Annotated in this window: 22 protein-coding genes; 15 read left to right on the top strand and 7 right to left on the bottom strand. The window is 46.4% G+C overall.

Features of this window, described 5'->3' with window-relative positions; genetic code table 11:
* Window positions 1-37: 37 nt before the first annotated feature.
* The 8 genes from BM293_RS03810 (at window position 38) to BM293_RS03765 (ending at window position 8,622) form a co-directional block, all read left to right on the top strand.
* Window positions 38-1,834 carry an FtsK/SpoIIIE domain-containing protein gene (locus tag BM293_RS03810; protein ID WP_159428449.1) on the top strand — a complete coding sequence of 599 codons (1,797 nt, stop codon included), beginning with the start codon at window positions 38-40 and terminating at the stop codon, window positions 1,832-1,834.
* The gene (locus tag BM293_RS03805; RefSeq protein ID WP_200770593.1) at window positions 1,827-4,226 is read left to right on the top strand and encodes a tetratricopeptide repeat protein; all 2,400 of its coding nucleotides are present in this window, start codon (window positions 1,827-1,829) and stop codon (window positions 4,224-4,226) included. Before BM293_RS03810 ends, BM293_RS03805 begins: the two co-directional genes overlap by 8 nt.
* Complete coding sequence (locus tag BM293_RS03800; protein WP_093446933.1) at window positions 4,223-4,795, top strand: hypothetical protein; 573 nt, start codon at window positions 4,223-4,225, stop codon at window positions 4,793-4,795. The genes BM293_RS03805 and BM293_RS03800 overlap by 4 nt, the downstream gene beginning before the upstream one ends.
* A 73-nt stretch (window positions 4,796-4,868) precedes the next feature.
* On the top strand, window positions 4,869-5,156 hold the full coding sequence (locus BM293_RS03795) for a hypothetical protein (protein ID WP_093446931.1): 288 nt from the start codon (window positions 4,869-4,871) through the stop codon (window positions 5,154-5,156).
* Between the two features lie 544 nt (window positions 5,157-5,700).
* Window positions 5,701-6,501, top strand: a complete 801-nt coding sequence (locus BM293_RS03785) for a hypothetical protein (protein ID WP_093446928.1) — start codon at window positions 5,701-5,703, stop codon at window positions 6,499-6,501.
* Between the two features lie 198 nt (window positions 6,502-6,699).
* Entirely contained in the window at window positions 6,700-6,963 is a 264-nt protein-coding gene (locus BM293_RS10225; protein WP_093446926.1) for a hypothetical protein, read from the top strand.
* A gap of 98 nt (window positions 6,964-7,061) precedes the next feature.
* A complete protein-coding gene (locus tag BM293_RS03770; protein WP_093446924.1) occupies window positions 7,062-7,493 on the top strand; it encodes a DUF3010 family protein in 432 nt (143 codons plus the stop codon).
* 13 nt (window positions 7,494-7,506) lie between these two features.
* Complete coding sequence (locus BM293_RS03765) at window positions 7,507-8,622, top strand: PQQ-dependent sugar dehydrogenase (RefSeq protein WP_093446923.1); 1,116 nt, start codon at window positions 7,507-7,509, stop codon at window positions 8,620-8,622.
* 16 nt (window positions 8,623-8,638) lie between these two features.
* On the opposite strand, the gene BM293_RS03760 is transcribed toward BM293_RS03765, so the two are convergent.
* The 3 genes from BM293_RS03760 to BM293_RS03750 are packed head-to-tail and all read right to left on the bottom strand — an operon-like array spanning window position 8,639 to window position 10,913.
* Window positions 8,639-9,511 (bottom strand): fructosamine kinase family protein, encoded by an 873-nt coding sequence (locus BM293_RS03760; protein ID WP_093446922.1) that lies wholly within the window; start codon window positions 9,509-9,511, stop codon window positions 8,639-8,641.
* Entirely contained in the window at window positions 9,501-10,148 is a 648-nt protein-coding gene (locus tag BM293_RS03755) for an ArsR/SmtB family transcription factor (RefSeq protein ID WP_093446920.1), read from the bottom strand. Before BM293_RS03755 ends, BM293_RS03760 begins: the two co-directional genes overlap by 11 nt.
* A gap of 30 nt (window positions 10,149-10,178) precedes the next feature.
* On the bottom strand, window positions 10,179-10,913 hold the full coding sequence (locus tag BM293_RS03750; RefSeq protein WP_093446919.1) for an MBL fold metallo-hydrolase: 735 nt from the start codon (window positions 10,911-10,913) through the stop codon (window positions 10,179-10,181).
* 95 nt (window positions 10,914-11,008) lie between these two features.
* On the opposite strand from BM293_RS03750, the gene BM293_RS03745 reads away from it, so the two are divergent.
* Complete coding sequence (locus BM293_RS03745) at window positions 11,009-12,256, top strand: MFS transporter (RefSeq protein WP_093446917.1); 1,248 nt, start codon at window positions 11,009-11,011, stop codon at window positions 12,254-12,256.
* A 56-nt stretch (window positions 12,257-12,312) separates the two neighbouring features.
* Window positions 12,313-13,230 carry an alpha/beta hydrolase gene (locus BM293_RS03740; RefSeq protein WP_093446916.1) on the top strand — a complete coding sequence of 306 codons (918 nt, stop codon included), beginning with the start codon at window positions 12,313-12,315 and terminating at the stop codon, window positions 13,228-13,230.
* Between the two features lie 52 nt (window positions 13,231-13,282).
* Here the strand turns inward: BM293_RS03740 and BM293_RS03735 are convergent, their stop codons facing one another.
* From BM293_RS03735 to BM293_RS03720, 4 genes are all read right to left on the bottom strand, one after another.
* Entirely contained in the window at window positions 13,283-13,561 is a 279-nt protein-coding gene (locus BM293_RS03735; protein WP_093446914.1) for an addiction module antidote protein, read from the bottom strand.
* On the bottom strand, window positions 13,561-13,869 hold the full coding sequence (locus BM293_RS03730) for a type II toxin-antitoxin system RelE/ParE family toxin (RefSeq protein ID WP_093446913.1): 309 nt from the start codon (window positions 13,867-13,869) through the stop codon (window positions 13,561-13,563). The genes BM293_RS03735 and BM293_RS03730 overlap by 1 nt, the downstream gene beginning before the upstream one ends.
* A gap of 79 nt (window positions 13,870-13,948) precedes the next feature.
* Window positions 13,949-14,743 (bottom strand): ABC transporter permease, encoded by a 795-nt coding sequence (gene fetB / locus BM293_RS03725; RefSeq protein ID WP_093446911.1) that lies wholly within the window; start codon window positions 14,741-14,743, stop codon window positions 13,949-13,951.
* Window positions 14,740-15,369 (bottom strand): ABC transporter ATP-binding protein, encoded by a 630-nt coding sequence (locus BM293_RS03720; protein WP_234968884.1) that lies wholly within the window; start codon window positions 15,367-15,369, stop codon window positions 14,740-14,742. Before BM293_RS03720 ends, fetB begins: the two co-directional genes overlap by 4 nt.
* A 169-nt stretch (window positions 15,370-15,538) precedes the next feature.
* On the opposite strand from BM293_RS03720, the gene BM293_RS03715 reads away from it, so the two are divergent.
* The 5 genes from BM293_RS03715 to BM293_RS03695 are packed head-to-tail and all read left to right on the top strand — an operon-like array spanning window position 15,539 to window position 20,848.
* Window positions 15,539-16,525, top strand: a complete 987-nt coding sequence (locus tag BM293_RS03715; protein WP_093446910.1) for an AAA family ATPase — start codon at window positions 15,539-15,541, stop codon at window positions 16,523-16,525.
* Window positions 16,522-17,466: a DUF58 domain-containing protein gene (locus tag BM293_RS03710; protein WP_093446908.1), complete on the top strand. Its 945-nt coding sequence runs from the start codon at window positions 16,522-16,524 to the stop codon at window positions 17,464-17,466. Before BM293_RS03715 ends, BM293_RS03710 begins: the two co-directional genes overlap by 4 nt.
* Window positions 17,463-17,906, top strand: coding sequence for a DUF4381 family protein (locus tag BM293_RS03705; RefSeq protein ID WP_093446907.1), 444 nt, complete (start codon window positions 17,463-17,465; stop codon window positions 17,904-17,906). Before BM293_RS03710 ends, BM293_RS03705 begins: the two co-directional genes overlap by 4 nt.
* Window positions 17,899-19,005, top strand: coding sequence for a vWA domain-containing protein (locus BM293_RS03700; RefSeq protein WP_093446905.1), 1,107 nt, complete (start codon window positions 17,899-17,901; stop codon window positions 19,003-19,005). Before BM293_RS03705 ends, BM293_RS03700 begins: the two co-directional genes overlap by 8 nt.
* Entirely contained in the window at window positions 18,992-20,848 is a 1,857-nt protein-coding gene (locus BM293_RS03695; RefSeq protein ID WP_093446904.1) for a vWA domain-containing protein, read from the top strand. Before BM293_RS03700 ends, BM293_RS03695 begins: the two co-directional genes overlap by 14 nt.
* Window positions 20,849-20,859 lie beyond the last annotated feature (11 nt).

Genomic DNA, 20,859 nt, shown 5'->3' with positions numbered 1-20,859 from the left:
TTAACGAAATAAAAAAATGAAAAACAAAAGGGTTTCAATGACACAAAAAACATTTCCGATAGGCTTTCCAGTTGGTCAACTAAAGAATAAGATTTTTGAGTCAATGTTTATTGTGCCTGCCCAGAGTGGCGGCTTATTTATCAAAACGGATGAAAGCAATGAAAACGAGGCGAATAATTTAATTGAAAGTTGTGCTTTGCATTTATTGAATACTCTTCAACCGGAACAGCTGAAAATTGACGTATTTGATTTTAGTTACCGAAAAAGGTTCCCCTATTTAGCCGACTTACAAAGTGATGGAGTGTATAAAATAGCACTTAATAGCAAACAAGCAGACCAAGCCTTCCAACAATTGGAAGACATGGCATTAGAAAGACATCACAAAATTTTATCGCCAACTCTTCCAACATTAAATGAATTTAATAAGGCAACAGAGCATCCATTTCCATATCAGTTAGTACTGATTAATATTGAATTTTTTCCTGACAATTACGTTAACAAAAAAAGATTCATTGATTTTATTAAAGAAGCCAAAGATGCAGGTATTTACATTATCGCTTTTGGTAATGAGGATATTATCGATCCATCAAATAGCACGCACAAGGTTCTGCAAGAAGAACTTATTCAAATTACCATTTATGACGATCATATCGATTACCAAAATCATACCCTGTTAGAGGATTTAAGCCAGCTAATCAAGCGCTTTGACTTATCAGTCCTGCCTTTGCTAGACGAGCGCGAAACATTATCGGTCCAATTTCGAGATAAAGTTAAAAGTAATGAAAATAATTATTTTCAAGACTTTATAAATATACCCATAGGAAAGTCACCTGATGGGAGAACCACTATTAATTTCAGTTTGGGGGATAAGTCGTCAAGCTACAATGCATTGATTACAGGCATGGTCGGGACAGGGAAAAGCACCCTGCTTAATAATCTTATAATTAGCATTGCAGAGGAATATACCGCTCAAGAGATGCGCCTTTATTTAATGGATTATAAAGAAGGGGTTGAATTTAAAGTCTTTAAAAACCACCCAAACTGCGAAAAAATCTTTTTAGACAACGCTAACTTAAATGCCGCCACAGAAATGCTGGAGAGCTTTGTCGATTTAATGGAACAACGTAGCCGCCTGTTTTCGAAATATGATCAGGTCAATAAGATCGCGGAATATAACAAAGTAGCTGATACGCCGATACCTCGGGTTATCTTAATCATCGATGAAGTCCACTCCCTATTTTCTGGAACATTTAAAACTCAAGACAAGTTCAAAGCACTTTTAGAAAAGGTGGCAAAAAAAGGCCGTGCGTTTGGCGTGCATATTATCCTGGCAACTCAAACACTGTCCGGCGCGATTAATCAGAACTTAAGAGAAGTAAAAAAACAGTTTCCTCTTCGAATGACTTATCGATTGTCTGAACAGGATGACGCAGAAGCAATTCTAACAATGGGCAATCTGGCTCCACTTCGCCTGAATAAGTTTGAACTTATATACAATAATCAGTCAGGGTTAAAAGATCACAATATCTTTTGTAAAGTTGACCCACCTAAAGATATACAAAAAATCGTAAACCAGATACAAGCAAGCCGTTCAGATGATGAAAAAGTCACGCCTATCATATATGAAAAATCAACCTCCGAGTTTGAGGACGATAAGGATAACGAGCCATTGCCATCAGTCAAATCCAATCAGCCTTTACCTTCAAAAAATAATTCACTTCACACTTCACAACAAGGTGATAAAGAATTTTTAGCTGGTTTTGTTAAAAAGGAGAAATTAGATCCTGTTCAAATAAATGCTGAAGATAAGGCAAAGGGATTAGACGATGATTAAACTAAAGAACTTTCAGAAAATTAACAATCAAGGCTCTTTTTCAGGCTATTTAGACTCAATTTTTAAATCCCATGACACGGCTGCTTGGAATAAAGCCTCCCATAATAGATCCATTCCATCCAGGAAAAAGTATATAGAAGACTTTCCAGATGGTGATTACCTTGAGCAAGCCAATGAAGAAATACGCCAAATAGAGTTTTGGGATGATACCATTGAACAAGAAACCATTAACAAAGTCGAAGAATATCTTCGCCAATACCCCAATGGTTTATTTGAAGAGGAAGCCAATAACCGTATTCAAGCGTTAAAAGAAGATTTAGATGCTTGGAATAAAGCCCAAAAGAAAAATCTTGAATCGTCTTATCAAGCCTACCTAAAGGCTTACCCGAATGGCAAATACACTCAACAAGCTAATCAAGCGATACAAGACATTAAAAAAGAAAAAGCGGATTGGCAGCACGCCAAAAAAGTGGACACGTTACAATCTTATCAAGACTATCTTTCAGAACATACATCCGGTGTCCACCAAGAACAAGCTAATCAAGCCTTACAAGCCCTTGAAGCCGATCAGCATTTATGGGAGCAAGCCCTAAGTTCAAAAACTGTAGACGCTTTTAACAACTACATGGCAAATCCCATGGCGATTAAATTCAAACAGCAAGCAACAAGTTGCATTGAAGAAATCGAGTATTGGCAAAACTTAAGCGATAATGATGAGTTAGGGCGGTTTAAAGAATACCTTTCACTCTACCCAGATGGTTTGTTTAAAACCGATGCCGAACAAACCATAGAGAAAATAGAACAAGCGTTAACTGAAGAAGAAAATAGTTGGCAAGTCAGTAAAAACGAATATAGCATTAAAGCGTTTAATGATTTCTTAGAGCGTTATCCACAAAGCCGATTTAGTGAAGAAGCCAAAACATCTATCGAAGAAATCGAGCTGATTGAGGCTTTTAATAAAGCATGCAGTATCGGTACAGAAGAAATTTTTAAGGCGTTTCTAAACAGCATCAATCGAGAACTTAGTAACGCAGACAATTTAATTAAGCAAGCTGAAGAAAATCTTGAAGCCATACAATACAAAAAACAAGAAGATGAATATTGGATTCAAGTTATTGATCAAAACAGCATAGAAGCCTATCAGCACTACCTATCAAAGTATCCAAAAGGGACTTACCTAAAAGAGGCGCAGCAAAATCTAGCTGCCCTTAGAAAAGAAGCACAAGAGCAGATAGAAAAAGAACTCAAAGAAGAGGAAAAGCAAGCTTGGAATGAGGCTCTGAATCAAGCCACCTTAGCAGCATTCAAAAAATTTTTAAAACAATATCCTAAAAGCCATTATCGAGATATTGCAGAACAAAAAATTAAAGCTTTGCAGAAAGCCGAAGCAAAATTTAAAGCGAATGAAATGGATGCCAAAGATGAAAGAGAATGGAAAAGGGCAACCACCGAAAACACTGAAGAAGCGTATTTAGACTACTTGGAAAAACACCCAAATGGCAAGTTTGCTTCACAAGCCACCGACAAACTTGCGGAGCTTTATCAAAAAGTTGAGCGCGAACGTAAAACAGAGAAAGATCGAAAAGACTTTTTTATTGGAGTTGGGTTGATTGCTGCTCTAATTGTTATGGGAAGCATAATATCCTCAATCATGGATGCAAATGAAAGAAAAGAAAAGCAGAAGTTTCAAGAGATAGCAAAACAAGTCATTGAAAAAGAAAAGCAAAAGCAAGATCCAAATTTTTACTTTGGACGAGCTATCCTAGCCAAGCGAGATAGCTATCAACAATTTGAGATGTACTTAAAAGCTGCTGAGTTAGGTCATAAAAGGGCGCAATATGAAGTTGCCAAAATTTACTATTTCGGACGAAACAAACGCAGTAAAGACTATCAAAAAGCAGCGGGTTGGTTCAGAAAAGCTGCTGAGCAAGGACATGCAGAAGCACAAAACGATTTAGGTGTTCTGTATAGAAAAGGCGAAGGCGTTCCTAAAAATTATCAAGAAGCCGTTAAGTGGTACAGAAAAGCAGCTGAACAAGGTTATGAAATTGCACAAAACAATTTAGGTTGGAGATATATAAAAGGCGAAGGCGTTCCTAAAGATTATCAAGAAGCCGTTAAGTGGTTCCGTAAGGCTGCAGAGCAGGGGTATGCTTCGGCTCAACATACTTTAGCTTGGAGATATATAAAAGGCGAAGGCGTTCCTAAAGATTATCAAGAAGCCGTTAAGTGGTTCCGTAAGGCTGCAGAGCAGGGGTATGCATATGCTCAGTATGAGCTCGGAATAATGTACAAAAATGGCTGGGGGGTTGAGCAAAATTATGCGGAAGCAGGTAATTGGATGCGAAAATCTTGTACAGCCGGTGATGACAGGGCATGTAAAGCATTATGAATAAATCAGGGTTTAAATATAAAATCTTCAAGATTTATACTGGTGATTATGCCGAAGAAGGCTATGACCAAGGTTTTAATGATAGGAAGCTAAATAAACCTCGGCAAGGCTGGGGCGTTTTTAAAAGCTTGCATCCAGCCAATTATTTTTGGAAGTTTCCTAACGCGATTGACTCTTACAATCAAAATTACAAAAAAGGGTATCTAGATCAACAAAGGGTAGAAAATGAGGTTTTTAGAGAAAAAGAAACAACCAACCAAAATGGAGAAGCGACAATGAGCATAGGGCATGATAGTTATCAAAATCAATTACGTTTGATGGAAAATGGTAGAGACAACTTACAATCGCTCCGTAGGCAGTTAAAGGCTATCTCTGAAAAGTATCTTGCGCAAATTAATGCTGCAGAAGCCGGGGGTTATATGAGTGATATGATTGAGCCGTTAAGAAAAAAATATTCATATTTTGAACAATTAATTGTGGCTTTAAGCCGTCTAATCGAAAGGCATGATGCCATCATTAGTGAACATCAAAATCGTATTCGTCACTTAATGAATCAAGCAGGCGAATAATCAGTGTGCGTAGTTTAAAAAGTTTAATTTAAAAAGTTTAATTTAAAAAGTTTAATTTAAAGGAGATACATATATGAGCGCGCAAAGTTTAGCTAATCAATTTGGTTGGACCATTACAACAATCGATGACCTTAACTTACTGGTTGGAGACTTAAACTATGTTAGTTCAAATTACAGCAACATGGTCAGTGAACTATCATCACGGAATTATGTTGAAGAAGCATTGGAACCCTTGAGGTTAATGAGCAAAGAATTTAACGCAGAAACGGAGCTACTTATAGAGCATATTAAAACCGAGCATATTGCTTATTTAGAAAAACAAAAGGAAGCCCTAAGAGCTCAAATGAAAGAGTTTTCTTAGTATTGATAGCTGTAAACAACGGGCTTCACCTCATTGGCTTGCAGATGTTTAATCTAATGATGTGGTTGATGAGGATAACAGTGGTTTTGGATACGTTACCCTCGTTAGGTAGTTCCAGTTTATTGAAGATTTTGCGAGGAATTGCTCTGCTGCTATTTTTGGCGATGCTCCCCCTGAATATGAACTTAAAACGACCCAATTTGATCCAAAACAAATTGCAGCGAATCCAAACTTAATTGAGCAGGCCTGTTTAGAAGATCTTTGCACTTATGTAGGAAGTATGCATTATGCGGAGCGTTACTCATCAGGCCGCATTGTATCAATGGTTGAAAGAGGGGATTTTTTAGCGATCGCCCAACGAGCGAAATGCCTATTAAAAAAGTAACATTAAGCATTTACTTTATTGGTTTATAAACCAACCACACAAAACTTCCAAGGCTAATCAATGAGCAAATAGCAGGGTTTTGGGAGCCTTGGGATAGAAAGAAAATAGTAACGTCCCCATATCAACTTATCAAAAAATAATCTTGTAAGGATAAAAGGAATGTATAAATTTTATTATCAATTTCAACAGTTGACCGCTGGGTTATTACTGGGACTGTTTTTGGTGACTGCGCAGGCGGAGTCAAAATCAACCGATGAAGAGGTTTCCTTGCCGCTAATTGAATCGCAACAGGCTGCGGTGCAGCAGGTTGATATTCGTTTGAGTGAGATTCCGCTGGGCGCGAGCAAGGTTGTGCTGGCTGAGCAGGATAATCTCACGCTTTATGTCTGGCCGACTGCGGCGGGTGGCTTTGAATTTATGCCTTTTAAAGGTGATTTGGGGGCAGTGAAGCAATTTGATGCCAACTTGGGCTATAACTGGCGCTTTGAGCGCAACGGTAAGCGCTGGCAAGCCAAGCGAGTGAATTATCAGTCTCAGTATGAAAAAGAGTTTGGCCACACCTACGACCGTTTAACACGAGGCAACCCAGTGTTGAAAGAAATTGGGTTATTCAATGAATCCAAGGTGATTGAATGCTTGCAAACACGTGGCAGAGCGTTTTCAAAAGATCCTAACCATACTTGGACAAGAGAAGAAGCGATTGAAAACTACGCTGGTGAGATTCGTTTATTTGGAAGGGATGCTATAACGAAACCCAGTTGGGAAGATTTAAAGGCTTGCAGCCCGGGTATGCTGACCTCACTGCTGTATTTGGATAAAGCGCGTTATAAAAACCTGTATGAAGTTGGCTTGTATCAGGCTGCTAAAGAAGAAGGTCAGTGGATAAATGAAGAAGCTCAGAGGATAAATGAAGAAGGTCAGAGGTTAGATAGAATTATTAAAAAGCTATCAGGTCAATAAGCTCCATTATTTAAGTTTTAAGAGCCTTCCCAAAAATGCCTAACGCAAACTTGCTTGACTCTCTTTTAGGGCAAATACAAACTGCTGCTGAGCGGGAGGGTGTGTTTTGGTCTAAAAAACAGGTATTAAGCACGGCTAAAACCACTTTGGGCTTGTTGCCTTCGGTGGCGGTTTGGTATTTGCTTTTGGTGCAAAGCTATGCGGGTTTTTTTAGGCTTAAAAACTGACAGTGTGTTTTGGCAAACTTATCCTGTTTTACATATGTTGGCTGGCCTAGTACTTTTGGGCATTACGGTTATGATTGCCCGAGTTTCTGAGCGAGCCAAAGCGCAAAACAAATTCAGTGCCTTTGCCATTGCGTTATTTGGTTGTTTTTTCTTAATCATGATTTCCCCAACTGGCTGGGGCTGGGTCGCTTTATTGTTATTGGGCATAGGTGTCTGTCCACTTCCCCTAAAATGAGACAGCGATATGCCTTAACCGGTGTTGGGCCGTTAGAGCAGATTCCTTCGATGGGCTGTTCGATTAAATGTAAGTAGACTGTTTAGCTAGGAGGCGTGATGTTAGTTTGTGGGGTTGACTTAAGTGGTAACGATGCGATTGTTAGCTTGCTAAAGTTTGAACAAGGCGTGTTTCACCTGCCGGCGTGTCGCACCACGCGGGTTTCTTGCACAAACCCTGATAGCCGTGAGGCCTTGGTTTACTTTCAAAAAACCTTTGCGAAGTTGGTTGAGGATTATAAGGTCGATCAGGTGGTGATTCGTGCGCGGATGAAAAAAGGTAAATTTGCCGGTGGCGCGAACGGTTTTATTCTTGAGGGCGTATTGCAAGTAATTCCCGATATTAAAGTGGGCCTTTTAACCGCCACTGAACAGAAAGCCGCGATTAAGCAATATGGTATGCCAATGTCGTTTGCTGAAACCGGGTTGAAGAAGTTTCAGGAGCCCGCTTTTATGACAGCGTTGGGTTATGTTGTCGGTCAGCTGGCCTGAGAGGAGTTATAGGATGTCATGGACTAGAAAACTAACGTTTGGTTTATTGGCGCTAATGATGTCGTTATCTTATGCCCATGCGCAAAGCAACTTTACCCTAGAACGCTTAGCGTCTGGCTTGGGTGTGGTGTGGGGAATGGATTTTGTCAGTGAGCATCAACTGGTGTTTACGCAGCGTTCTGGTGAGGCGGGGGTGTTAGATATACAAACCGGTCAAGTGACCTGGTTAGCAGGCCTGCCTGCTGTCGCGGCCACCGGGCAGGGCGGGTTATTGGATGTCAAATTTCTACGCAATGACGGTCATAACCAGGCCTGGTTGTACTTTACTTATAGTTATCCCGATGAATTTGGTGCGCGAACCACGTTAGCACGGGCGCAATTGCCGGATTTAGCGCGCTCGAATCAATTGCAAAATTGGCAAGATTTGTTGATTACCGAATCTTCAACCGGCAGCGGTCAGCATTTTGGCAGTCGGATTGCGTTTGATGATCAAGGCTATGTGTTTTTTGGCGTCGGTGATCGGGGTGAACGTCAGCAAAGTCAAAACACAGCTAATCATATTGGCACGATTATGCGCTTGCATTTAGATGGTCGCGTGCCGAAGGATAATCCGTTTGTCGGTAACCCCGCGGTGTTGGATGAGATTTGGAGTTTTGGTCATCGTAATCCGCAAGGGATGGCGTTTGATTCGGCAACCGGTCGGTTGTGGTCAAACGAACATGGTCCGCGCGGGGGAGATGAGATTAATTTAATTCAGCCGGGTGAAAACTATGGCTGGCCTGTAGTGTCGCAAGGCAAAGAATATTGGGGAGATCGCGCGATTGGCTTGACGAGTAAACCCGGTATGGTTGATGCGGTGAAGGTGTTTACGCCGTCGATTGCACCGGGTAGTTTACTGGTTTATCGCGGAGAGGCATTTGGGCAGTGGCAAGGTTCGTTATTTTCTGGCGCCTTGGCTTTGCGCCATTTAAATCGGGTGACGCTGAATGAGCAGGGTGAAGCGATGAGTGAAGAGCGATTGTTAACCGATTTAAATGAACGCATACGTTCTTTGGCGGTTGACCAAGCAGGCCTGGTTTATTTCAGTACCGATAGTGGTTTGATTGCGCGTCTTCGCCCAGCAGACTAAAAGTTTAACCTTGCAATTAAACCTGTGAAAGCAATCGATCAATCAGCTGTTCGGCTTGGCGTTGATAGTGGCCGCCGAATAGGTTGAAGTGATTGAGAATATGGTAGAGGTTATAAAGCGGTTTGCGTTGTTGATAGCCGGCATCTAATGGCCAGGCCTGGTTGTAGCCTTGATAAAAAGCCCGGCTAAAGCCGCCAAATAATTCAGTCATGGCCATATCGGTTTCGCGGTCGCCATAATAGCTGGCGGGGTCGTAAATAACCGGCTCGCCTTGGGCTGAAAAGGCGCTATTCCCTGCCCATAAATCGCCATGTAATAAGGAGGGTACCGGCTGGTAGTGTTCAAAAAACACCGCTAGGTTTTCGGCCAGTTGTTGTCCTTTTTCGATTAGCCGCTGGCTGGCACCCTGTTGTTTGGCAAGGGCTAGTTGCGGTTCAAGGCGTTGCTGGCGATAAAAATCCAACCAATCTTGCGTCCAAGCATTGTGCTGTGGGGTGTGACCAATAAAGTTATCCTGTTCCCAACCAAATTGGCGATGCTGCGTTTGATGCATCGCCGCTAAGGCTTGACCTCGTTTAAAATCATCGCCCCGCCCAGACAACTCCATATATTCCATCAATAACCAGGCCTGCTGGTCGGTTTGGCCCAGTGCGATGACCTGAGGACAACGGATGGTTTGGCTTTGCTGAATTTGCTGTAATGCCCAGGCTTCTGCGGCAAACACCGGGGCGGATTGTGCGCGATTCAGTTTTAAAAACAATTTTGCTTGGCTTGTTTCGAGTAACCAGGCCTGGTGAATATCGCCGCCGGCGACCGGAGTGATGTTTTGGAATTCGAGCGTTTGATTTAAGCTGTTATTCAGCGAGTGGATTAGGCTGTCAGAGAGCATGGCGGTAAGCTTGCCATTCCGGATAGCCCTCGGCCAGGCGTTTGGCCTGAATGCCGTGCTGTTGCAATTGGTCGAGCGCCTGTTGCGACCACATGCAATAGGGGCCGCGACAATAGACAATTAAGGTGCGATCGGTGTCGAGTTCCGGCAGCTTTTGTGCCAGTTGTTCAATCGGGATATTAATCGCCTGGGGAATGTGACCGGCGGCATATTCATCTTCCGGGCGCACATCCAGCAGCGTATAGGGTTGTTTGATGTCTTTTAAGGCTTTAAGCGAAATCGGTTCAAATGGCGTGTTGGGTTGCAAATGAGTTAATAACAGGGTTTGCATCGAATCCAGTTGCGATTCGGTCACTTCACGTAAACTGACAATCAAACGAAATACACTCGGATCACTCAGCGCATAGACAATACGTTGACCCTGGCGTTGGCTGATCACCAGGCCTGCTTGTTTTAGGGTTTGCAGGTGTTTGGAGACATTGGCAATACTCAAGCCGAGTTTTTGGTGCAAGGTATCCACGTCGCACTCAGTTTGCACCAGCACATCCAAAATCATCAACCGATTGGCATGCCCCAGCGCCTTACTTACCTGCGCCAACTGATCAAACAAATTGTATTTAAGAGTGTGTGTTGTCATAGTGCTTATTATAACTCAGCTTTTAACTTACTAATCAGGGTTGGCATTAAATGCGATGATTTTGTCCATACCTTCTGGCTGGGGAAGAATGGTGCTTTTGACATGAGTTACAAACGCATCACGACTGAGGCCTAGGGTGGGGTTATGGCGTTTTTCAAAACCGATGGTGGAAACCGGTTTACCGCTAATGCCTGCACCGCAAACACTGCCCGCTTGCGCGCCGGGTAGGATTTCTAGGTAATCGGCTAAAGGTAGAATTTTTTGGTGTAAAGAGTCAAATAATGCGTCCGCTAAGATTTCTTCTTTGCCATGTAAATCAGGGCGTCCGACACTGCCAACAAATAAGGTATGGCCGCTGACTAAAAACCAAGGTTCGTCACAGCGCGATTGGTCAGTGACTAATAGCGAAATGCTGTCTTCAGTATGCCCCGGTGTATGCAAAACCTGGGCGTGAACATTGCCGGCTTCGATGATTTGACCATCCGCCAAGGGGGTAAAATCACACTGCGCCGGTGAATCCTTAAACAAACAGTATTCACCGCCAGCACGCTTGGCGAGTTCAAGGCCGCCGGTAAAATGATCGGCATGGACATGGGTATCGATCACATAGGCGATTTTGACGCCTTTTTGTGCGGCTTTTTCTAAATAAAGATCAACTTCGTCTTGGTGAACATCCACCGCAATTGCCAAACCCTGGCCAACGCAGCCAAGCATATAAGACAAGGAACCGGGTTCAGAGTCAGGGGTGTGTTGGAATAGAAACATGGCGCAACCTCGCGTTAATTTTACATTTAGAATTGACACTATACGATCTTGTCGGCTAATATTCAACCAATTAGTTGAATATTAAAGGCGGATTGATGCACACGCAGATTGAACACGGTATAAAAGCCAATCTATCACAAATCAGTCAGCAACTGATTCAAGTCTTTTTGGTCGGTTTGGCACTGGGGATGACGCGCACAGTGGTACCAGGCCTGGCAGAAACCGAGTTTGGTTTGGCGGCGCAAGCCTTTATGAGCCTGGTGATGTTTGTATTGGTGTTTGGCTTGGTAAAGGCCAGCATGAATTTGGTGGCCGGGCATTTAAGTGAACACTATGGTCGTCGCCGATTATTAGTGATGGGCTGGTTGTTGGCCTTACCGGTGCCCTTTTTGACTTTTTACGCGCAAAGCTGGTGGTGGATTGTGTGGGCAATGGTGTTTCTCGGCTTAAACCAAGGCTTGTGTTGGTCAATGGCGCTTAATAGCAAGCTTGATCTCGCTAAAACCAATCAAAAAGGTTTAATCAATGGTCTGAATGAGTTTTCCGGTTATGCCGCAGTTGGGGTTGCCGGTTGGTTCACCGCGTATTTAGCGGAAGTTTATGGTGCCCGCGACGCCTTGCTCGGGTTTGGTTTAGTGGTGATTTTAGTGGGCTTGTTGTTAGCTTTATGGAAAGTATTGGATACCCGACCTTGGTCAAATTTGCATCAACAGCACCACAATCAACAACATGGTGATGATGGCGAACAGCAAACGCTGGCACAGGCGTTTAAAGTCGGCACCTTTCAGCACAAACAATTGGTTGCGCTGAATCAAGCAGGCCTGGTAGAAAAGTTTATTGATGCCCTGGTGTGGATTTTTATGCCGATTTATTTAATGTCGCAAACCCAAACACTGGTGCAAGCCAGTGGCATTATTGCCGTTTATGGCGTGGTGTGGGGCGCGTCGCAACTGATTACCGGGCCGGCATCCGATAAGTTTGGTCGTCGTGCCTTGATTGTCGGTGGTTTTTGGCTGTGTGCGCTGACCAGCCTAACCTTTGTGTGGGTGGATTCGGTCGCTGCCTGGTCAGTGTTAGCCGCCTTTATGGGCTTCGGTATGGCGATGCTTTACCCAACGCTCGGTGCCGCGGTGGCGGATTACAGCCAGCCTAAACAACGCGCTGGACTGTTGGGCGTCTATCGTTTTTGGCGTGACTTTGGTTATGCGGTAGGCGCTTTGTTCATGGGCTTGCTGGCCTTCTATACCAGCTCAGTCGTTTGGCCCTTTTACTTTGTCGGCGGCATGATGTTTTTATCCGGATTATGGGTATACTTAGCCTTGCAGCCGCGTAAAACGGTTTAAATCAGTTTAACTATTAAAACAAAATAAAGCTTAACCCATCTCTGTAGGAGGAGACTATGAAAAATCGGATGAAACAGGGTGTAAAACAAACCCTTATGTCTGGCTTATTAGCGAGCAGTTTGGCATTTGCAGGCCTGGTCAATGCTGAAGAAATCAAACAAACCTGGCAGGGTAAAACCCTGAATGCCAATTTAGAAATGGCTGATGGCAAAAGCTACAGCGATGAATTTGTGTTGTTGCTGCATGGCACTTTGACGCATAAAGGGCGCTCGACCTATATGGCGCTGCAGCAAAATTTGGCTGAACAAGGTATTAGCTCGCTATCAATTAATTTATCTTTGGGTTTGAATGACCGTGATGGCGAGTACGATTGCGCGGTACCGCATACCCACAAACATACCGATGCGCTAGATGAAGTGGGCGTGTGGCTGGATTGGTTGGAGCAGCAGGGTGCGCAGCAGGTTACCTTGATGGGGCATTCGCGCGGCGGCAACCAGATTGCTTGGTTTGCGACCGAGCGTGATCGTGATTCGATTGCGAATGTGGTGTTATGGGCACCGGCCACGGGAGCCCAACAATCGCATGAAAGCTACGAAGCAAGTTTTGGCAAACCTATCGGGCCGATTTTAAGCCAAGCGCAAAAGCAGATTCGTGCCGGTAAAGGTGATGAACTCATGCAAGGTATTGATTTTATTTACTGCCAAGATGCGCAGGTGACCGCGGCGGCGTTTGTCGATTATTCTGACATTAAGCCGCAATTTGATACCCCAACCTTACTAAAATCGGCTAAAAAGCCGACCTTGGTGATTATTGGCTCAGACGATGATGTGGTCGCTGATTTACCCGGCGCGATTGAAGCATTGGGCGATTTGGCCAGGGTGCAAACGGTGACCATTGACGGTGCCGATCATTTCTTCCTAGATTTTTACAACGAAGACTCAGCGACCGCTGTGCGTGAGTTCTTGAACAACTAAGGGTTGGTAGGAGCTTATGCCTGTCCTGTAAGACGCTTAATTAATTCGTTATCTAAGCAACCGTCAATTTGCAGCCTAAAGCTTCTACCACCTTGCTTATGGTCTCAAACTTAGGTGAACCGCCATCCGCTAAAGACTTATAAAGGCTTTGGCGGTTTACCCCAGCCTGTTTTGCAATTTCGCTCATTCCCTTAGCACGTGCTGCAATATTCAAGGCATGAATAAAATCTTGATGTGTGCCTTCTCGTGCTGTTTCTGCCAAAAACTCTTTAATATCCTCATCGGTTTCTAGCCATTCGGCAATATCCAGCGGCTTGGTCATCTTACCCATTAGATTTGCTCCTGTAACGCGTCTAAAATTTGTTTAGCCTTTGCAATATCTTTGCTTTGCGTCGATTTGTCACCACCATTATGTAGCAACACAATCGTTTCACCCCTTAAAGCATAATAAACTCGAAAGCCTGACCCAAAGAAAAATCGCAATTCAAACACACCCTCTTCAGTGGTAACCGACCAATCGCCAAAATTACCGTTTTCGATACGAGCAAAACGAGAAGCCAAACGCGCTTTAACCTTTCTGTCTTTTAAACGACTTAGCCAGTTATCAAACTCTGTTGAGGTTTCAATTTTATAATTCATTGCTAGATTGTCGCATGGGGGCGACGATCTGGCAATGAAATCATTTAATTTTGTGCTAAATATAGCGCTGAAAACTTCGCTATTTCGCTTTGATTAATCCCTCCAATCTTAGGCGTTGGCGGTGGTCGAACAATTGTTTTCCGGCCAGGTGCAGGGCGATCAGGGTGCCAAACCCGGTGGAGGCGACAATCAGCAGCATAATCAAGATTTGATATTTTACCGCTTCAATCGGCGCGATACCGGCTAGAATTTGGCCGGTCATCATGCCGGGAAGCGAAATAATCCCGGCGGCGACCAGCATATTGATCACCGGAATCATCGCAGAATGCAGGCTTTGTTGTTTGATAAAGTCCAGCGATTGTTTGGCGGTTTTGCCGAGGGCGAGTTGGGCTTCAATCCGTGCGCGCATTTGCACGGCATTGCGGGTCATGGTATCCAGCCCCAGCCCAATTGCGGTCATGCTATTACCCAACAGCATGCCCAGTAATGGAATAGCGTATTGCGGTTGATACCAAGGGTCGGGTTGAATGGTCAGGGTGAGTACGCCCACCAGCAACACCAAGGAAGTAAGCGAAATGGACATAAAGCCAATCAGTACTGCGTGCCACTTAGTAAAGCGGTATTGTTGTCGGCGCGTGATTTCATAACCGGCTGCCCCCAGCATAATCACACTCACCAGTAGCACCAACCAAAAGTTTTCAGAGGTAAACACATAGGTCAGCCAAACGCCCATGAATAGGAGCTGTGCGGCCATCCGTGTCGTACTCCAATAGAGCGAAGGCACGCGTTTAAAGCCGTTTAACCAGAGCACCACACCGAGCAATATCACCAACGAAGATAGGGCGACTAAATCCCAATAGCTGATAAGGATCATGCGTCGCCCTCCGCTGTAGCGCTAAACTGCCAATGTAATGCCGATGAAGCGAGGCGCGTTTGTTGTTGCGGATCATGGCTAATCCACAGCGCACAGGCCTGATGTTGCTGCACATAGTCTTGGATGAGCTGTTCAACCTGTTGTTCGGTTTTCGGGTCAAGGTTGGCGGTGATCTCATCCAGCAATAAGACTGTGGGCTGATAAGCCAAGCCGCGTAACAGCGCAAAGCGTTGTTTTTCACCGGATGAAAGTTGATCAGGATTTTGTTCAAATAATCTGCGCTCTAGGCCAATGGCGGATAGTGTTTCATCCGAAAGGGGTTCGTTAAAATGCGCGCTGATCTTATCTAACCACCAAGCGGTTTCTGCAGAAAAATACATCACCTTTTTTCGCCAGTGCGCGGGTAATATCTTTCGTTGGTCCAACCAGGCCTGGTTGTCCAATACGAAGGTTTCACCTTGATGCTCAATCAAATCCGCCAAGGCTTTTAAAAACTGCGATTTACCGCTCCCCGATTCGCCGGAAATCATGCCGATTTGCCCCGCCGACAAACGCAAAGAAATCGGATTTCCCATACCGGACGCATAAATAGATTTTGTTTTGAATAAGGAGGTTGGGTTCGTCATCTAGTCACCTAATTTGATCAGGCTATAATTTTAGCGTAAGTTTGATTAATTAACGCCCAAAAACTTTTAGGGCGCTGTGGTCACGAAGTGGCATTGCATTATCAAACAAATTCCAGTATGTTATTCAACCAATTAGTTGAATAATTAAGCCAAGCCCGAGAGGAAGCCTATGTCTGTCACGCCATCATCCAGTCAACAAGCGTTTATTGATCTTAATCGCCATTTACAAAAAACCATTGTTGGGCAGAAAGCCTTGCTTGAGCGCATGATGATTGCGATGCTGACCGGCGGCCATGTGTTATTAGAAGGTCCACCAGGCCTGGCAAAAACCACGGCGGTTAAAACCTTGGCAAAAGGCGTGCATGCCAGTTTTCAGCGCATTCAGTTTACCCCGGATTTAATGCCGGCTGATGTCATGGGCTCGGAAATTCTTGATACTCAACAGGGTGGGTTAAGTTTTGTGCCTGGGCCGATTTTTAATGAAATCGTGTTGGCGGATGAAATTAATCGTGCGCCGCCGAAAGTCCAGTCCGCACTATTAGAAGCCATGGCCGAAAAGCAGGTCACCGCAGGCGGCCAGACTCGCGCCTTGCCGGATTTGTTTATTGTCATGGCGACGCAAAACCCGTTGGAACAAAGCGGCACCTATCCTTTGCCGGAAGCGCAAATGGACCGGTTTATGTTGCATGTGGTGTTGGATTATCCGACTGAAACGGAAGAGCTGGAAATTTTGCGTCGCGACCGAGCCAAACATTTTGGGGTGGATGACGAACCCGATACGACCAGTTTAACGCCACAGAATGTGATGCAAGCGCGCCGTGATGTTGCCGATATTCATGTTGCGCCGGCTATTGAAGCCTATATTGTCGCGTTAATTGCCGCGACGCGTAACCTAAGCCGGTTTGACCCGGCCTTAGCTGGGGTACTTGATGTGGCCGCTTCGCCGCGCGCGTCGATTGCATTATTGCATGCCGCCACCGCTTACGCCTGGTTACAAGGGCGTAACTATGTCATTCCTGAGGATGTGGTGCTGCTATTACCCGATGTATTACGCCATCGGTTAGGCTTGAGTTTTGCTGGGCGCGCACAGGGTTGGACGGTCGATAGTTTACTGGCTAAATTAGTGGGCTGGGTTGAGGTGCCCGTTGTGGCATGAGCTTGAGTGGTATGAAGAAACTAGGTCTGACCAAAACAGCCCTCACCGCGGCACCGATTATGAGTGCCGCTGAGATCGCTGCTTGGGCGCAAGCGATTGCAGCTGATCTGGTTGATTTTAAGCCTAATCAGCGAGCGAGTAGCCAAGCCTTGTTTGGTGATCAATGGGCAAAAACGACCGGCCAAGGTATGGATTATGCTGATAGCCGTCCCTATTACGCCGGGGATGAATTGCGTCATTTAAACTGGCGGGCTTGGGCGCGTTCAGGTCAGGCGATGACCAAGGTGTTTCAGCAGGAGCGCCAGCAGGCCTGGTGCGTCTGCGTTGATCAAGGGCCCAGTATGCGATTTGGGTCGCACAAGCGCTTAAAAGTTACCCAAGCTATGCGTTTTACCGGGTGGTTGGCCTGGTGGGCGCAACAGCAAGGCGTGCAATGGCAACTGACTCAAGCTCATGATCAGCTGTATAGCTGGCCGACGCCCAGCGCACGTGATATTTTTATGAGTAGCATGAACCACTTGGCTAAGCCTTGTCCGCCGCAAGCTGCGGTGAATCAACAGCCTTTTGCGCAACGCATTAAGCCAGCTCAGCAGGCCTGGTTGCCCGGTGCCAAACTCTGGTTAATCACCGATTTTGCCGATTGGGCTGAGCAAGACTGGCAATGGCTCTATGCCCTCAATGCGCACTATGATGTCCAAGCGGTGAGTATCACGGATCCGGTTGAACAGCAGTTACCTAAACGTGCCTTATTAGCGTTACAGCAGGGCGCGCGTCGTTGGCTACTTAATCGTGATAGCCTCGAGGCTTATAATGCTTGGGCGCAACAACAGCGCGAACACTTAGCCACTAGACTGAGCGGCTATGGTATTGCGCACTGGGCGCTGAGCACCCAAGATGAATTGATCGATTTTAGACGCTTAGCGGTGGAGCGCGCCGGATGAGCATTACCCAGCGTGCTGATGGTTGGTATGATCTTGCCTCAACGCTAGATGAACCCGTGTTGCTGGTCGCTGCAGAGCAGGGACTGACACTATGGCAGGCTTGGTTGTTATTGCTGGTTGGATTGGGCGGGCTGGTAGTCTTAGCAGGCCTGCTGATGTGGAGCTGGCGTGCTTATCAGGCCTGGTATGCCAGGCGTAGCTTGCGGCGTCTAATCAAACGGGTGCAGCAGTTAGGCTCGGCTAATTTAACGGCTAGTGAGCGAACCATTGCATTGCGCCGTGTTGCCTTGGCGATTTATCAACAGCAGGCGCCGCTTGCCTTAGCCGAATGTCCTTGGCTCTATGATGCCTGTTTCAGTAATCAGCCGATTGATCCTCATGACTTTTATCACCAACTGCAAAGGGCTGAGTTTAGCCTAAAGCGAGTCGCTGATGACTGAATTCTTTTCACTATGGCAAGATGTGCAATGGCAGGCCGCTTGGGTACTGTTGTTGGTCGTGCTTTGGCCTTTGTTGTGGTGGCTGCGTCAGCAGGGTCAAGCGCGTTGGCCGTGGTTAGCAGAACCCGCCACCCAAGCCCAGCCGGTTTTTTATCATTCAAAAATAGCCGCATTTATGGCAACGCGCAACGATCAATCCGTTCAGTCCCCCGGGCTGATACGCTGGTTAATGCCTTTACAAACGCTATTGCGCACTTTGTTAGTCTTATTGGTATTGCTTGCCTTGGCAGGTCCTTTTTATTGGCAGGCGCTACCGCAACAGGTTCGTCAAGCTGAACCTATCCGTGATGTCACCTTGGTGGTGGAAAGTTCGGTGTCTTTAGTGCTAGAGGACTATGCAGAAAACGACCAACCTTTAAGCCGCGTGGCGGTGTTGCAGCAGGTATTAGATGAGTTTGTGGCCGCTATGCCTCAACATCGTTTTAGTATTATTTTATATGCCGACCAGGCCTTTACGCTGATGCCGATGACCGCTGATCGTGATACGGTGCGCGCGGAATTGCCGCGTTTGCTTCCCTATCTGGCGGGGCGTACCGATCAAGCCATGGGCGAGGCGATGGCCTTGGCGATACGCACTATGTTAGCCGATACGCAGCGCCCCAAGGATTATGATCCGCTGTTAGTGGTGGTAAGTGATGGTTTACAGACACGCAGTCGATTGAGTTTGGCCGATGTGATTGAGTATGCAAGGCTAAATGATATCGCGATTCATACCATAGGACTGGGCGGTCAAGAAGCTTCGTCACGTGGTTCTTCAAGACTTATTTATCAGCCGTTAGAAACGGCGAGTTTACAAACCCTGGCGGCAGACACCGGCGGTCAATTTGTGGCGGTGTATGACCCTAATGCGTTACGGCAAGCTTTTGCGCAATTGCAGTTGCGCGCACGTGAGGGTGTAGTCGAGCAGGGTGAACAATGGCGTGCGGTGAGTTTAGCTCATTGGCCGTTGCTGCTGGCACTCGGCGTGGCCGGGCTGTTGTTGTTAATTCATCTATTAACCCATTATCCGTTGCGGGGGTGGCGTCGTGGTCACGAATGAGGCGGATTTAATTGTCGCGGGCTTGTTTTTTCGGCAGGCAGGTTGGTTAGCGCTACTGCTGCCCTGGTTAGCAGGCCTGCTGCTGTGGTTAGGCTATCGGCATAAACAACTTCATGACTATAGTGATGCGTCATTAACTCCTTGGTCGCTGGCCGCTGGTGCACCGGCCAGATTATGGCCCTGGCGCTGGCCACTCGGGTTTTGGTTGGGGGTGTTGCTTATTGTGGCCGTAGCTGGTCCACGTTGGGCGTTGGATGCGCCTGCCACACCCCAACAAACCGGCGGAATCACCCATTTGGTCTTGTTGGATGCCAGTCGCTCGATGACCGCACTTGACCGTCAACCGGATCGTTTTGGCCATGCGCAAAACCTATTGGCGGCTTGGGCGCAGCGCTTACCCGCCGAAGATCGCGTGGGTTTAATGCTGTTTGGCACCGAGGCCTATTGGGCCTTGCCGATAACCGAAGATAAGGCGTTGTTGCAAAGCCGGTTGGGTTTATTGCAAGCACAACGCCTGCCGTTTGCGGGCACCCAGTTGGCGGTCGCGATGAAGCAGGCATTAGCGGTCGCGCAAGAACAGGGGGTGCAGCAGGTGGTGCTGGTAACCGATGGCGTGTTGTCAGAGCAACAGGCTGGTTTACTGGCGGTGGCCGAGGCCTATGCGCAGGCGAAGATTGGTTTGCTAGTGGTTGGGGTAGGGTCGACGGATGCGGTGGGCTTGCCAGATTCAGCTTCACCGACCGGATGGCTGGTCTATGATGGCGTACGGGTAACGGTGCCGATGGCGCGACAAAGCTTGCAACGTTTGGCGCAAGCGGCACAAGGGCGCTATGTTGATGACCGTAATCAATCTGCCGCTCTACAAAGCTGGTTTGACTATGAGGCGCGTTTTTTAGCCAATGCGGGGTTGGGCTTAGATGATGAGAAGAGTGCAGACGATACGAGCGCCATGCAACACGCATTTTATGACCTAACGCCTTGGGTAGTGGGATTGTTATTGCTAGGATTATTGTGGCGCTATTCGACGCCCAGTCAGCAGTCGGGTCAGCAGCAAGCTATATCCTCGTCACCGCTTGCTTTGTGGCTAGTAGCAGGCCTGCTAGTTAGCCTATTAAGTATGAACAATGCACAGGCACAGCAAGCGGATTATGTGCGCTGGATGCAAGCGGGAGAAGAGTTGCACCGCGAACAGCAACATCAGCAAGCTCAGGGTTATTTTCGTCAAGCGCTATTAACCGCACGAAACCATGACGAGCGGGCGCGTAGTTTATATAACCTAGGTTTAAGTTATGCCGATCAGCAGGCCTGGTCCTTGGCAGTGGAAGCCTTTGAAGGCGCATTAATTCATCAAGCGGATTTTCCCGAAGCGGCGCATAATTTAGCTTTGGCACAACGTCAGCATGCGCTTGAATTGGCGGCGCAAGCCCGTCAGGCCGAGCAGGGTGAGCAAACACGCGAACAGGGTGAAAATAGCGAGGGCGTCGGGCGTGACGGTAATGAGGATCCAACCCTAGCCGGCGCCACCGATGGCGAAAACTGGGGGCGCGATGACGATGAAGATTATTGGGGCGAGGAATTGCCAGAGCGCGATGCTCAGCAAGCCGAGTTACCGCCCGAGCAACAATCGACGTTTGCGAGTCGTGGAGCCTGGCAAGGTCAAGCAGTGATTGAACAGCAACGTCTAGATTTAGCCCGCGAGCAGCGCCAGGCGGATTTAGCCCGTTACTTAGACACGATTGCTGATGACCAAGTGGGCATTTTGTTTCATTTATTTGAGCGTGAGGCTGGTTTTCAAGCGCGTCAGGTCGAGCCACGTGAGTTGCCAGGGGTCAAACCATGGTAAGCAAAACGATG

Origin of the sequence: Thiomicrospira sp. ALE5 (assembly GCF_900112445.1) — a bacterium.
Classification (GTDB): domain Bacteria; phylum Pseudomonadota; class Gammaproteobacteria; order Thiomicrospirales; family Thiomicrospiraceae; genus Thiomicrospira.
This window is presented reverse-complemented; position numbering and strand designations above follow the sequence as displayed.